Origin of the sequence: Paractinoplanes abujensis (genome assembly GCF_014204895.1) — a bacterium.
Classification (GTDB): domain Bacteria; phylum Actinomycetota; class Actinomycetes; order Mycobacteriales; family Micromonosporaceae; genus Actinoplanes; species Actinoplanes abujensis.
This window is the reverse complement of sequence record NZ_JACHMF010000001.1, coordinates 5,744,467-5,756,698: the sequence shown is the minus strand read 5'-3', so window position 1 is coordinate 5,756,698 and position 12,232 is coordinate 5,744,467. Positions and strand designations below refer to the sequence as shown.

Below are 12,232 nucleotides of genomic sequence, written 5' to 3'. Positions count from 1 at the left end.
TTTGCGTCGTGCGGGTCTTGGGCCCGGGACGCCCACTGCCGGGCGTGGTCGGCAGGCGCCCCGGGAGTCTCGGGTTCAGATGAGGCGCAGGGCGGTGGCGCGCCAGGCATCCTCGTGGAGCTCCAGCCGCAGCGCCAGAGCCCAGGTGCGCTCGCCGGTGAGCAGGGCCACGGCGGCCTCCACGGCGCCCGGCCGGGGCTCGCAGAGCCGCACGTGGATGACGGCGACCGGCGGGATGCGGCTCGGTTTCCTCCGGTGGCCCCGGCGCAGGTCGGCCACCCGGTGCGCGGCCGCCATGCCCTGGGCCACCACCGCTGAGGCCTCCATCGGGCGCGACAGACGGCGCAGGTGGGCCGCCGGGCGATGACCGTTGAGCACTTCGACGCAGGTTTGCACGAACCGCCGTACGGCGAGCTTGGCGTCGGCCGAGGCGCCGGCAATGGGGGAGTGCCGCGGCGTGGGCGGTTGCTCCGGACCCTTCCGGCCCGCCTCCGGCACCGCCGGCCAGTTGAGCGCGAGCTGCTGGGCGGTGGCCCAGACGGTGGGCTCGAGCTCGTCGTCGAAGGGTGGCTCGCAGCGTGGGACGGGTCGAAGACTGATAGCGCTCCGGGGTTCTTCGAGCGTCCTTGGCATCGCCGCACCGCCTTGGGATCGGGGAGAAGTTGACCTTGCGTTTGCCTTCGTTTGCTTGCGTTAGCGATTGTCGGCAAGGCGCGCGGAGGTGGTCAACGCAGACGGAGATCCATCTGAGCCAGGCGGGAAGACGGAAGAATCGGACGGTTTTACTCGGCGTCGGTCGCGTTCAGCGGGTTCTGCGCGACCCAGGCGGCCGTCTCGGCGTACTTCTCCTCGATGTACTGCTCGAGCCGGGCGCGCTCGACGCGCCACTGGCCCCGGCCACCGATCTTGATCGCGGGCAGCTCACCGCTGCGGACCATGTGATAGACCTGCGACTCCGAGACGTTCAGCTCGGTGGCGACGTCGGGCAGCGGGAGAAAGCGCGGCTCGGCCATGCTCGTTCCACCTCCATCCCCCGTACGGGTGCCTCAGTTTGCCACCGATTCACTGCGGAGGCGCGATCGCCCGCCCGGTCAGCGGGCTGGAATAGACCACGCTGGTGGTGACCGCGCCGAGGCCGGAGATGCGCCCGGTGACCTCCTCCAGGTGCCGCATCGAGCGGGTCAGCACCTTGAGCACGAAACAGTCCTCGCCGGTCACGTGATGCGCCTCGACGATCTCAGGGGTCGACTCGAGCAGCGCATGGAAGGGTCGGTAGTTGCCCGTGGGGTAGCGAAGGCGAACGAAGGCCATCACCTGCAAACCGACCCTCTCGGGGTCGAGCGCGGCCCGGTAGCCCGCGATCACGCCGGCCTCCTCGAGCCGCCGGATCCGCTCGGCCACGGCACTGGGGGACATCGCAACGGCCCGGGCCAGCTCGGCGAACGACGAGCGGCCATCCTTCTGCAGCTCGGTCAGTAACTGCCAGTCCGTGCGGTCCAGCGCGAAATCCGTGGTCATGGCGGCAATCTAAGCGCCTTTCCCCGGCCTTACGCCAGATGTGCCGGGGAACGACCGTGTAACGACGAAGTTTGCGGACCTAGCGTGATGTGCCATGACTTCCTTCTTCGAGACGCAGCTCGCTCACCAGACCGATGTCTCCGACGTCCGCGCGGCGCTGGCCACCGGCGAGCCCGGCTTCACGCTGATCGACTCGCGCTCCCGGGCGTCCTGGGACCAGGCCCACATCCCGGGCGCCCGGCACCTGCCGGCCGCCGACATCCCCGCCGGCGCCCCCGGCCTGCTCGACCCGGCGGTGCCCGTGGTGACGTACTGCTGGGGGCCCGGCTGCAACGGCGCCACCCGCTCGGCGCTGGCCCTGACCCGGGCCGGCTACGAGGTCAAGGAAATGATCGGCGGCATCGAGTACTGGATCCGGGAAGGCTTCCCCGTACGCACCCCCGACGGCGACGTGGCCCTGCCGCCGGACCCGAGGGTGGCCCCGGTCGACCGGCGGTGGGCCTTGGCGGCCCTCGGTGCCGTCCCCGTCGCGGGCCCGTCCGCGCCCGTTACCGCGGGCCTGGTGCTCGCCGCCCCCACCGCCGACGCCTGCGGCTGCTGACCCTCAGCTCGGGCCGTGCTCGCCTCTCCTCGCTCCCGCCCCGCCGACAAAGGATCTTGTCTAGTGCAGCCACCGCCTCCCCCGCCCACCCAAGGGAGGGGCACGACCCTACTTCACGAGTGGAGTCGGGAGCGGGTTATCCACAATGCGGGGTTATCCACAGGGCGCGAGCACCCGGCAGGGCACGATCAGGGCACGACTGGTGGAATGGGCCTACCCCGCGCCGCCCCGGCGGTGTACTACGGGGACGATTCAACCGCTGGAGGAGACGTGCCGATCACCGAGCTGGTCCGGGTCTATGTGCCGGCCACCGTGCCGATGCTGGCGGCCCTGCGCGCCGACGGGCAGCTGGGTGCCGGGCCGCTGGAGGCGCACGCGGTGACTCCCGCGCTCCGCGAGTGGTATGCCGAGGGCGACGAGGAGGAGCTGGAATACGTCGCCTTCACCCGGGCCGCCCAGGGCGCGCTGCACCTGCTGCGCCTCGACCCGGAGGCGCCGCGCCGGCGGGTCGTGGTCTCGGCCGACGTGCCGTCCACGGCGCTCGTCCGTGAGGATGTCGAGCTGGGTTCGAGCACCGTGCGGCTGCCCCAGCCGGTGTCGATCAAGGAGGTGGCCTCGATCCACGTGGACAGCGCGGACGCGGCCGAGGCGGTGTCGGCGGCGTCCGAGGTGGTCGACGAGGCGGCCGCGGGCGATCCCGACGCCCAGTTCACGGTCGACAGCGCCGAGGATCACGAGCTCGAGTGGTACGCGGTGTCGGAGCTGGACGAGCTGCTCTGACGCGCGGGCGCCCTAGGCGCCGGCGGAGGGCCCTGCCTGCGGCTTGACGGACGTTCTGCCATCGGAGCTCGGCTCCTCAGAAGCGTCGGAGTTCGGCTCGTCAGAAGCGTCGGAGCTCGGCTCACCGGAAATGTCGGAACTGGGCTCGTCATCGAGGTCCGAGTCGTCCGGCGCCGGACTGATCGTGCGCCCGATGGCGATGGTCGCGGTGATCGCTCCTACGAAGAGGATGATCAGGGCGCTGTTGAGCCGCGCCCCGCTGAGCATCTGCTGCACCACCAGTTCGAGGTCGCTGACTCGTCCGGCCAGGTCGAGCACGCGGTTCCCAGCCGTACGGGTGAGGGTTTCCCCGATCACGAGCAGCAGCCCGGCCCCGGCCCCGGCCAGCCCGTAGAGCGGCCACGGCACGTCGAGTCCGTCCGACTTGGCGCGCTCACGCCGCAGCACCCGGTAGGACACCAGCGCCGCCACGACACCGCTGAGCACACCCTGCCCGTACGAGATCCACTGGTTGGCGTCGGCCCGTGAGCTCGCCGAGCTGGAGCTGAGCGCGTCGATCAGCGGCCCCTGGAACAGATTGAGCACGAAGCCGATGACGAAGACGCCGACAGACGCCCAGCCCACCGCGTGCACGACGCGGGGGATGCGGAAGCCGGCCAGCGCCCCACCGATCGTGGCGGCCGCGGCGACCGTCCCGCCGACCACCGCGTACAGCCAGCCCTCAGTGTTGATCGTGACGATGGTCAGCGCGCCCAGCACGCCGATGAGCAGGCCGCTGCCGGTGGCGATGGCGAACCTGGTGCTGGCGCCGATCTCGCCGCGCCGGCTCAGCAGCGCCAGCACCGCGAGGGCCACGGTGGACCCGGTGACCAGGCTGGCCGAGATGGCGCCGGGCAACGCGTACGCCGTCGAGGTCACTTCCATCTCGGCGTCGGCCCGTCCGGTGATCGTGGCGCGGGCCGACCACAGCATGGCGCCCATCCAGATCAGGCTGAGGGCGGCCAGCAGATAGCCGTGCGACGAGGTGGGCGCGGCCGGTTTCGGGGCCGGTGCGACCTCCTGGGAAGACATGAGGCTCAGGGTACGCGGCTCGCCCGGCGAGCCGGACGGGCCCTGAGGTGGCAAAACGGAGTCAGATGTCGTATTTGTTGGGAACGTAGGCGTTCCGAAGCGGAGATCTGTCCGGTTTCGGGGGTTTCCTGCCCGGCATCGCCGTCTGACCGTTTGGCTAGGGCCATTTTAGCTGGTCAAGACCCAGATTTTCGGCAGAACGCGCCGTCTCGACCCTCGTGGTCGGACTGTCCGTGCGGGACAGTCGTTTGTGGAGACGCAAACTGGACGGATCGGGCGAAATCCTGGACGTCGGCGCGACAAAGTGGCAGCTTAGAAGGCATGCCCGACTCTCAAATCAATCCCACGGCTGCCGCACTGCTCGGCCTGCTTCACGAGGGGCCGATGACCGGCGGTCAGCTTATGGCGGCTGCCGAACGCCGCCTCGGGCCATACTGGTCGATGACGCGGAGCCAGGTCTACCGCGAATTGCCGGTTCTTGCCGAAATGGGCTTCGTCCGGCTCGGCAAGCCCGGCCCCAGATCCAGCCAGCCCTACGCCATCACCGCCTCCGGCAAGCGAGCCTTCAGCCGGTGGCTAGCCGAGCCCGCGGGCCGCGATGCTCTGCGCAACCCGGTCGCTCTGCGGGTCGCCTTCGGCGAGCAGCACAGCGGCAACCAGCTGCAAACCCTCTATACCGGCGCCAGCGAGTATCACGCCGAGGCCATGGCCATGGCCAAGGAGCAGGCGAAGGAGGCGAAAAAGGCGGGCGACGCGTACGGCGCGGCCGCCCTCGAGTTCGCCGTCGCCTATCACAAGGCCGCGCTCAGCTGGCTCAAGATCGCTCCGGCCGGCTGACGTCCGACAGTGTGCCCCGCCCCGACCAGCAATCTGGTCGGGGCGGCGTAGTCTTGACTGTCGTGACCGCTGCCGACTATCCCGAGCAACTGAAGACCCTCGACGCCACCCTGCGCAACATCGAGAACGTCCTGGACGTCGACAAGCTGCGGCGGGACAAGGCGGACCTCGAGGAGCAGGCCTCCGCGCCGGACCTGTGGGACGACCAGGCCCGAGCTCAAGAGGTCAACAGCCGCCTTTCGTACGTTTCCGGCGACATCGATCGCATCGAGCGGCTGCGCTCCCGGCTCGACGACGCCGGCTTGCTGCTCGAGATGGCCGAAGCCGAGGGCGACGAGGACTCCGTGCACGAGGTGGGCGAGGAGATCGTCGCGCTGAGCAAGGCCATCGAGGAGATGGAAGTGCGCACCCTGCTCTCGGGGGAGTACGACTCCCGCGAGGCCGTGGTGGCCATCCGGGCCGGCGCCGGCGGTGTCGACGCGGCCGACTTCGCCGAGATGCTCATGCGGATGTATCTGCGCTGGGCCGAGCGGCACGGCTACCCCACCGAGGTGTACGACACGTCTTATGCCGAGGAGGCCGGGCTCAAGTCGGCCACCTTCGCGGTCAAGGTGCCGTACGCGTACGGGACCTTGAGTGTGGAATCGGGCACCCACCGCCTCGTGCGGATCAGCCCGTTCGACAACCAGGGCCGGCGCCAGACGAGCTTCGCCGGTGTCGAGGTGATGCCCGTGGTCGAGCAGACCGACCACATCGACATCCCGGAGAACGAGCTCCGCGTCGACGTCTACCGTTCGTCGGGTCCTGGTGGACAGAGCGTTAACACCACCGACTCCGCTGTGCGCCTGACGCACATTCCGACGGGCATCGTCGTGACGTGTCAGAACGAGAAATCACAGCTGCAGAACAAGGCCTCGGCCATGCGCGTGCTTCAGGCGCGGCTGCTCGAGCGCAAGCGCCAGGAGGAGGAGGCCAAGATGGCCGGCCTCAAGCAGGACACCACCGGATCCTGGGGCGACCAGATGCGCTCGTACGTGCTGCACCCGTACCAGATGGTCAAGGATCTGCGCACTGAGCAGGAGACGGGCAACCCGTCGAACGTTTTCGACGGCGACCTCGACGAGTTCATCGAGGCCGGTATCCGCTGGCGTAAGCAGTCCGAGAAGTCGGCCTCGGCGTAACGTCCGCCAAGATCGTCTACGGACGGCGACGGCCCCCGGACGAACGGTGGGCCGCCGTCGCCCGGCGGCCGGGTTTCTTCACCGGACGCGCAGAATGGCGGACCCGCCGGGGTTGGCGATTTCGTTACACCGCGTAGACTCCGTTCCCGTGATTCAGCTCGAGAACGTGACGAAGACGTACCCCAAGGCGTCTCGCCCGTCGCTGGACGAGGTCAGCGTCGGGATCGAGAAGGGTGAGTTCGTCTTCTTCATCGGCCCCTCCGGTTCCGGCAAGTCCACGATCATCAAGCTTCTGCTGCACGAGGTCGCGCCGACCCGCGGCAAGGTGACGGTCAATGCGAAGGACGTCACCTCCATCCGATCCTGGAAGATTCCCCACTTCCGGCGCTCGATCGGCTGTGTGTTCCAAGACTTCCGTCTGCTGCCCAACCGCACCGCGTACGAGAACGTGGCCTTCGCGCTGGAGGTCATCGGCAAGACCAAGGCCGTGTCCCGGCGGGTCGTGCCCGAGGTTCTCGAGCTGGTCGGCCTGGGCGGCAAGGAGCACCGCTACCCGCACGAGCTCTCCGGTGGTGAGCAGCAGCGTGTGGCGGTCGCCCGGGCGTTCGTCAACCGTCCGCTGATCCTGCTGGCCGACGAGCCCACCGGAAACCTCGACCCGGACACGTCGATCGAGATCATGCGACTGCTGGACCGGATCAACCGGACCGGCACGACGGTCGTGATGGTCACGCACGACTCCAACATCGTCAACCAGATGCGCCGGCGCGTCATCGAGATCGAGAGTGGTCGCATCGTGCGCGACCAGGCTCGCGGCGTCTACGGCTGAGCTCCGCCGACTACCCCCGACTGAAGAAGAACTGCGCGGAGTCCCGGAAGGAACCCCCCGATGCGCTTGAAGTACGTCCTCAACGAGGTCCTGGTGGGCCTGTGGCGCAACGTCACAATGACGGTCGCCATGATCATCACCATGTCGGTCTCGCTGACCATGCTGGGCGCGAGCGTGCTGCTGTACATGCAGGTCGACCAGATGAAGAACTACTACTACGGCGAGATCGAGGTCTCGATCTTCCTGCGCACGGACGTGACCGACGGCCAGCGGCAGCAGATCGACAGCGCGATCTCGTCCAACCCCCTGGTCGCCAACCAGACGTACGAGACGCGTGAGCAGGCGCTCGAGCGGTTCAAGACGCTCTGGAAGGACTCGCCCGAGTTCGTCAACTCGGTCGGCCCGAACAGCCTGCCCGAGTCGTTCCGGGTGAAGTTGAAGAACCCTGAGACCTACAAGACCTTCACCGATCAGATGAAGGGCATGCAGGGCATTCAGGACATCATCGACCAGCGTGCGCTGCTCGACAAGGTGTTCAACATCTTCAACGCCATCCAGGTGGGTGCGCTGGTGGTCGCGGGGGTGATGGCGTTGGCCGCGCTGCTCCTGGTCGGAAACACCATCCAGGTCGCCGCGTACAGCAAGCGCCGCGAGGTCGCGGTCATGAAGCTGGTCGGCGCGTCGAACTGGTTCATCCAGGCCCCGTTCGTGCTCGAGGCGGTGGTGGCCGGCCTGATCGGTGCCATCCTCGGCTTCGTCGCCCTCTTCGTGAGCAAGATCGTGCTGTTCGACAACAAGCTGCAGGCGCTCACCACGATCCTGACACCCATCGACAACGGCAACGTGTGGCTGATGCTGCCGCTGCTGGCCGGCGTCGGTGCCCTCGTCAGCGCCGTCACCGCCTGGGTCACCCTGCGCTTCTACCTCAAGGTCTGACGCCCTCGGGCTGAACTCACACCATGGCCGCATCCTCTTCCCGAGGATGCGGCCATTGGGCGTTTTAGGAGGTACGACACGTAAGGTCGGGTTACGGTGCTCTTCGTGTGGTCCAAACGCCGACATAGCCGGAAAAGTGCGCTTCTGCTGGTTTGCGCGGCCCTGCTGATCGCACCGCACCCGGCCCACGCCGACCCGAATGACGACGCCGAACGGGCCGGAAAGGCCGTCCAGCGGGCCGAGGCAGTCCTCGAACACGCGACCGACGTGGCCCGCGCGGCCGCCGGACGCCTCGAGGCCGCCACCGCGGCGATGCCCGCGGCCCAGAAGAAGGTGGCGACCTCCCGCGGGGCGGTCGCGGCCGCGCTGGCCGCCTCCAAGAGCGCGGACCGCAAGGCCAAGGCGGCCCGGGAGGCGTACGAGAAGGTCGCCGGACGCTTCCGGGAGGCGCGGGACCAGGTCTCCGACGCGCGTGACCGGGTCGACGAGATCGCCACCGCGAGCTACATGGGCAGCGACATCGCCCGGCTCAACGTGCTCGTCGACGCGAGCGGCCCGGCCGACATGATGGACCGGCTCAGCATCGTCGACCAGATCATGCGCGCCCAGCAGCGCGAAGTCGGCGTCCTGACCGAGGCGCGGCGCCAGGCCCGTACGGAACAGGACCGGGCCGGACTGGCCAAGCGGGCCGCCGAGGACGCCGAGGCGGCCGCGCGCGAACGGCTCGCCTCCGCACGGGACGCCCAGGCGGCCGCCGAACAGGCCCGCGCCGCCCTGGCCAAGCTGGCCCAGACCCGCGCCGCCGCGCTCCAAGTAGCCAGATCCCAGCGCTCAGCCGTGCTCGCCCGCTACCGGGCCGCCAAGGCCGAGGAGGCCCGGATCCAGGCCGCACTGCGCGGCTACTCCCTCAAGTCCGGCGACGCCCGATACGCCGGAGGCCGGCTGCTCATGCCGGTCGTCGGCTGGAAGTCCAGCGACTACGGATGGCGATTCGATCCGTACTACCGGGTGTGGCAACTGCACGCGGGCACGGACATCGCAGCGGGCGGCGGCACACCCATCCGCGCGGCCGCGGCGGGCCGCGTCATCCGGGCCGACTGGGCCGGCGGGTACGGCCGATACACCTGCATCAGCCACGGGCGAATCAACGGCGTCGGCTTCCAGACCTGCTACGGGCACCAGTCGGCGTTCCTGGTCGACGTCGGGGACTACGTACGCCGGGGCGAGGTGATCGGGCTGGTCGGCACCACCGGCGCGTCCACCGGCAACCATCTGCACTTCGAGACCCGCTTCAACGGCGAACCCCGCAACCCGCTGAATTATCTGCCGCGATGTCTGTGTTGAACCCCCTGTAACATTGCGAGGTTCCATCACTCATCCATAGGAGGTTCGGCGGCATGCCACGCGAACAAGGTCGCAAGGTCGTCGCCTCCAACCGCAAGGCCCACCACGACTACGCCATCTCCGACACGTTCGAGGCGGGGCTGGTGCTGACCGGCACCGAGGTCAAGTCGTTGCGGGCCGGGCGGGCCTCGCTGGTCGACGCGTTCGGCCACGAGCACAACGGCGAGATCTTCCTGCACGGGATGCACATCCCGGAATACACCCAGGGCACCTGGACCAACCACGAGCCGCGGCGTGTCCGCAAGCTTCTGCTCAACCGCGAAGAGATCGCCAAGATGCGCAACAAGCTGCGTGACGACGGTGTGACGCTGGTGCCGCTCCAGGTCTACTTCAACAACGGGTACGCCAAGGTCGAGATCGGCCTCGGCAAGGGCAAGAAGAGCTACGACAAGCGGCAGGACCTGGCCAGTCGCGACGCGCAGAAAGAGATCAACCGATCTCTCGGCCGGCGCGCCAAAGGCATGGGCTGACAAGGTACCCTTCCCCGCCGGCTTTATTGGGGAGGTCGCAAGTTGGCTGCCAAGCACTCCGTGCGCGTGTTCGGGACGGCCAGGTTCATCCTGAGTTCCGGCGCGGCGATCCTCGTGCTCCTGGTCATGTGGATAGCCATGCGCGCGGTCGGCCCGGCCGAGGCCGCCAACCCGCCCGTGCAGGCGCTGCCCTCCCCGCCGCGGACGACCGTGGCCGCGCCCCCGCCGGTGATCTCGTCCACGCCGTCCGTTTCCCGGGCCCCTTCCCGTACGCCCTCAGCGACGCCCACGCGGACCCGCAAGACCACCAGTCCTGCCCCGTCCAAGACCCGCCCGGTCGTCAGGACCACGCCGCCCCCGCAGACCGACGTCGAGGCCACCCTGTCCGTGGGCGCGAGCTGGAACGAGGGCTACGTGGCGGCCGTCCGCGTCACGAACGAAGGCGACCGCCCCGTACGGTGGCGGGTCACCGTCAGCCATGCTGACCTGCGCAACCTGGCGCTGCGCGGGGTGTGGAACGCCAGCGGGAATCAGCAGGGCGAAAGCATCGTTTTCAGCGGAGGCACCCTGGCCCCCGGCGCCCACGCCGACTTCGGCTACCAGACGTCGTCGAGCGGCCGGGGCAAGGCCCGCCCGTCGGCCTGTAATGCGTTGGGCGGCTCCTGCCGCGTCAGGTAGGATGGCACAGTTGTTCATCGACCAGGGGGTGACTGGTTTCGACTTCGAATGTGGAGACAGGGGAAGCGAGCCGAGGAAGCCGACGTCGTCTCGAGAATCGATCGTCGGAAAACAATAAGCGCCGATTCCAATCGCGCTGAGTTCGCCCTCGCCGCCTGAGGCGAGTAGCGACTCTGTCGGACCGGGAGTACCTCCGTCCCGGATTTCCGGCATCAGCTAGGAGGTTGGCCAACAGGTCCCGGTCGCGGGGACCTTGCGGCGAGATTAATCAGCGACTGGGCCCGTCACAGGAACTCGCTCACGTGATTCCCGGGGCCGAGTAGAGGCATAGTGAGCTGCGCTCGGAGAAGCCCTGACGAAGCGACGAAGGACCCGGGTTCGATTCCCGGCACCTCCACGAGAGGCGAAGGCCCCGGTCTGCGGAAAACGCAGACCGGGGCCTTCCTCTATATCTGCTCAGGGGGCCGAGCCCCCTGAAACCCCACGGTGTCTTCCGGTTGCGCTGGTGGGTGGTTGCGCGGGTTCAAGGGTGCGGACGCAACACGCGCGGCCTGGGGCCCGTACTTGTGGAAAGCGCGAGCCGGCTCGCTACGGCCCGGTCGAGAGGTGCGCTGGGGATCCGCTCCCGGGCGGCTATCGCGGGGCGGCGTTCGCGGAAGCCTTGGCGTCGGCCGGCTGGGTCCTCGCGGGCGTCGTACTGCCGCACCCCAGCATGGTCTGAGCGATCTTGCGCACCGTCTTCGCGGGAAGAGCGTCACTGCACCCGACAGTGCCTTCCTCGACCGGGCCGAAGGTGGAGTAGGTGCCCTCATCCACGAGCTGATAGGTGAGGGTTCTCCAGCCGAAGTCGCAGACCTCCCGGGTGAAGGCTCCGCTGACCTGCATCGTCCCCTTGTAGAGGCCGTAGTAGCCGGGGCTGTTGAACCGCCACTGAACCGAGGCATCCTGGGTGTTGGTGGTGGCCTCATCCGTCCGCACACCGAACCCGACCGTGCGGCCCACCTGATCGAACAACGCCTGGGAGTTTCCGGACTCGCCGTTCGCGAATCTGGTTCCCGTGACACTGCGGCTGTCGTTGATGCTTGTGTTGCCGTTGATACTCGTGCTTACCCGGCCGACCACGTTGAGGCGATATGTATTTGAGGAGAGCGTTCCGGGGGTCACATAGAAGCTGGTGAAGTGGGTCACTACGGGAGTCACGGAAGCGGATTTGATCGTGATCAGCTCATCGCCGACCTCCCGGGCGGTACAGGATTTCCTCTCGGTCGGCGGGGCGTCGGAGGCGGAGGCGCTCGAGGCGAAACCTGCGGTCATCCCGACGGCGGCTGTCGTCACAACGAGGAATTTGCCGATCCGTCGTGGCAGTGATTCGTGGACCATCTTGTTCTCCTGCTTCGAGTCGGTTGGTCGGGTCCGGGCGTGGCTGGCCCCGATCCGGTGTGTCTTGCACGCTCCGGCTCGATCGCCCGTCGACCGGCTAACGCTGCATACGTCGACCGCGAATGTGACCAACGCTCTCGGTGGGTAGTCAGTCACGCCGTAGCTCGCACATTCATTTCATTGCGGCCGGTCAGTGACGTGAAATTGCTTCTGTCCGGCCGGGGTGATCCGGGGATTCAAAGGGTTGTCCGACCGCGAGCTTCGTTGTGAGGAGCTGACGGACGTGGCCTTGGTGCCGACCGGCCAGGCGCTGCCGCAGCACTGCTACGTCCGCATCACGGGCCAGCAGAAAACCGCGTGGATCGACTTGATCCCGACGCGCAGCGAGCTCAGGCTCGACACTCGCCTGCAATGACGGCCGCGGCGCCTGTCAGTGGTCGATTCGAGCGTGTCCGAAGGCACCCGAGGGCGCTGATTCTGCCGCAACCGGAACGCACCGGCCGAGGCACCGAGCGCGCACCCCCCGGCCCTGAATCTCTTTCGTATG

General features: G+C 68.2%; 15 protein-coding genes and 1 other RNA gene. 11 read left to right on the top strand and 5 right to left on the bottom strand.

The window, feature by feature from the left end; all coding sequences use genetic code 11:
- Positions 1 to 75: 75 nt before the first annotated feature.
- The 3 genes from BKA14_RS26230 to BKA14_RS26220 all read right to left on the bottom strand — a co-directional run bounded on the left by BKA14_RS26230 (position 76) and on the right by BKA14_RS26220 (position 1,518).
- The gene (locus tag BKA14_RS26230) at positions 76 to 633 is read right to left on the bottom strand and encodes an Rv3235 family protein (RefSeq protein WP_184953508.1); all 558 of its coding nucleotides are present in this window, start codon (positions 631 to 633) and stop codon (positions 76 to 78) included.
- A gap of 149 nt (positions 634 to 782) precedes the next feature.
- Positions 783 to 1,013 (bottom strand): helix-turn-helix transcriptional regulator, encoded by a 231-nt coding sequence (locus BKA14_RS26225; protein WP_184953507.1) that lies wholly within the window; start codon positions 1,011 to 1,013, stop codon positions 783 to 785.
- 49 nt (positions 1,014 to 1,062) lie between these two features.
- Complete coding sequence (locus tag BKA14_RS26220; protein ID WP_184953506.1) at positions 1,063 to 1,518, bottom strand: Lrp/AsnC family transcriptional regulator; 456 nt, start codon at positions 1,516 to 1,518, stop codon at positions 1,063 to 1,065.
- 94 nt (positions 1,519 to 1,612) lie between these two features.
- Between BKA14_RS26220 and BKA14_RS26215 the strand changes: the two genes are divergently transcribed.
- Positions 1,613 to 2,119, top strand: a complete 507-nt coding sequence (locus BKA14_RS26215; protein WP_184953505.1) for a rhodanese-like domain-containing protein — start codon at positions 1,613 to 1,615, stop codon at positions 2,117 to 2,119.
- 270 nt (positions 2,120 to 2,389) lie between these two features.
- Entirely contained in the window at positions 2,390 to 2,899 is a 510-nt protein-coding gene (locus BKA14_RS26210; protein ID WP_438861903.1) for a DUF6912 family protein, read from the top strand.
- Between the two features lie 12 nt (positions 2,900 to 2,911).
- On the opposite strand, the gene BKA14_RS26205 is transcribed toward BKA14_RS26210, so the two are convergent.
- The gene (locus BKA14_RS26205; RefSeq protein WP_184953504.1) at positions 2,912 to 3,970 is read right to left on the bottom strand and encodes a hypothetical protein; all 1,059 of its coding nucleotides are present in this window, start codon (positions 3,968 to 3,970) and stop codon (positions 2,912 to 2,914) included.
- A 321-nt stretch (positions 3,971 to 4,291) separates the two neighbouring features.
- On the opposite strand from BKA14_RS26205, the gene BKA14_RS26200 reads away from it, so the two are divergent.
- The 8 genes from BKA14_RS26200 to ssrA all read left to right on the top strand — a co-directional run bounded on the left by BKA14_RS26200 (position 4,292) and on the right by ssrA (position 10,705).
- Positions 4,292 to 4,807 (top strand): PadR family transcriptional regulator, encoded by a 516-nt coding sequence (locus BKA14_RS26200; RefSeq protein ID WP_184953503.1) that lies wholly within the window; start codon positions 4,292 to 4,294, stop codon positions 4,805 to 4,807.
- A gap of 62 nt (positions 4,808 to 4,869) precedes the next feature.
- Positions 4,870 to 5,988 (top strand): peptide chain release factor 2, encoded by a 1,119-nt coding sequence (gene prfB / locus BKA14_RS26195; RefSeq protein WP_184953502.1) that lies wholly within the window; start codon positions 4,870 to 4,872, stop codon positions 5,986 to 5,988.
- Between the two features lie 148 nt (positions 5,989 to 6,136).
- Positions 6,137 to 6,817: a cell division ATP-binding protein FtsE gene (gene ftsE, locus BKA14_RS26190; RefSeq protein ID WP_184953501.1), complete on the top strand. Its 681-nt coding sequence runs from the start codon at positions 6,137 to 6,139 to the stop codon at positions 6,815 to 6,817.
- A gap of 60 nt (positions 6,818 to 6,877) precedes the next feature.
- Positions 6,878 to 7,753, top strand: coding sequence for a permease-like cell division protein FtsX (ftsX, locus tag BKA14_RS26185; protein WP_184953500.1), 876 nt, complete (start codon positions 6,878 to 6,880; stop codon positions 7,751 to 7,753).
- A gap of 105 nt (positions 7,754 to 7,858) precedes the next feature.
- Positions 7,859 to 9,097 (top strand): M23 family metallopeptidase, encoded by a 1,239-nt coding sequence (locus BKA14_RS26180; RefSeq protein WP_239093515.1) that lies wholly within the window; start codon positions 7,859 to 7,861, stop codon positions 9,095 to 9,097.
- Positions 9,098 to 9,150: 53 nt separating this feature from the next.
- Entirely contained in the window at positions 9,151 to 9,627 is a 477-nt protein-coding gene (gene smpB / locus BKA14_RS26175; RefSeq protein WP_184953499.1) for an SsrA-binding protein SmpB, read from the top strand.
- A gap of 42 nt (positions 9,628 to 9,669) precedes the next feature.
- Positions 9,670 to 10,305, top strand: coding sequence for a cellulose binding domain-containing protein (locus BKA14_RS26170; RefSeq protein WP_184953498.1), 636 nt, complete (start codon positions 9,670 to 9,672; stop codon positions 10,303 to 10,305).
- A gap of 24 nt (positions 10,306 to 10,329) precedes the next feature.
- Positions 10,330 to 10,705: a transfer-messenger RNA gene (gene ssrA, locus BKA14_RS26165) on the top strand.
- Positions 10,706 to 10,938: 233 nt separating this feature from the next.
- Here the strand turns inward: ssrA and BKA14_RS26160 are convergent.
- Positions 10,939 to 11,685 (bottom strand): hypothetical protein, encoded by a 747-nt coding sequence (locus tag BKA14_RS26160; RefSeq protein ID WP_184953497.1) that lies wholly within the window; start codon positions 11,683 to 11,685, stop codon positions 10,939 to 10,941.
- Positions 11,686 to 11,929: 244 nt separating this feature from the next.
- On the opposite strand from BKA14_RS26160, the gene BKA14_RS26155 reads away from it, so the two are divergent.
- Entirely contained in the window at positions 11,930 to 12,100 is a 171-nt protein-coding gene (locus BKA14_RS26155) for a hypothetical protein (RefSeq protein WP_184953496.1), read from the top strand.
- The last annotated feature ends 132 nt before the right edge of the window (positions 12,101 to 12,232 follow it).

Excerpts from the sequence above, each read along its gene's own strand:
- BKA14_RS26230 (WP_184953508.1), bottom strand. The coding sequence starts at position 633 with ATGCCAAGGACGCTCGAAGAACCCCGGAGCGCTATCAGTCTTCGACCC.
- BKA14_RS26225 (WP_184953507.1), bottom strand. The coding sequence starts at position 1,013 with ATGGCCGAGCCGCGCTTTCTCCCGCTGCCCGACGTCGCCACCGAGCTG.
- BKA14_RS26220 (WP_184953506.1), bottom strand. The coding sequence starts at position 1,518 with ATGACCACGGATTTCGCGCTGGACCGCACGGACTGGCAGTTACTGACC.
- BKA14_RS26215 (WP_184953505.1), top strand. The coding sequence starts at position 1,613 with ATGACTTCCTTCTTCGAGACGCAGCTCGCTCACCAGACCGATGTCTCC.
- BKA14_RS26205 (WP_184953504.1), bottom strand. The coding sequence starts at position 3,970 with ATGTCTTCCCAGGAGGTCGCACCGGCCCCGAAACCGGCCGCGCCCACC.
- BKA14_RS26200 (WP_184953503.1), top strand. The coding sequence starts at position 4,292 with ATGCCCGACTCTCAAATCAATCCCACGGCTGCCGCACTGCTCGGCCTG.
- ftsX (WP_184953500.1), top strand. The coding sequence starts at position 6,878 with ATGCGCTTGAAGTACGTCCTCAACGAGGTCCTGGTGGGCCTGTGGCGC.
- smpB (WP_184953499.1), top strand. The coding sequence starts at position 9,151 with ATGCCACGCGAACAAGGTCGCAAGGTCGTCGCCTCCAACCGCAAGGCC.
- BKA14_RS26160 (WP_184953497.1), bottom strand. The coding sequence starts at position 11,685 with ATGGTCCACGAATCACTGCCACGACGGATCGGCAAATTCCTCGTTGTG.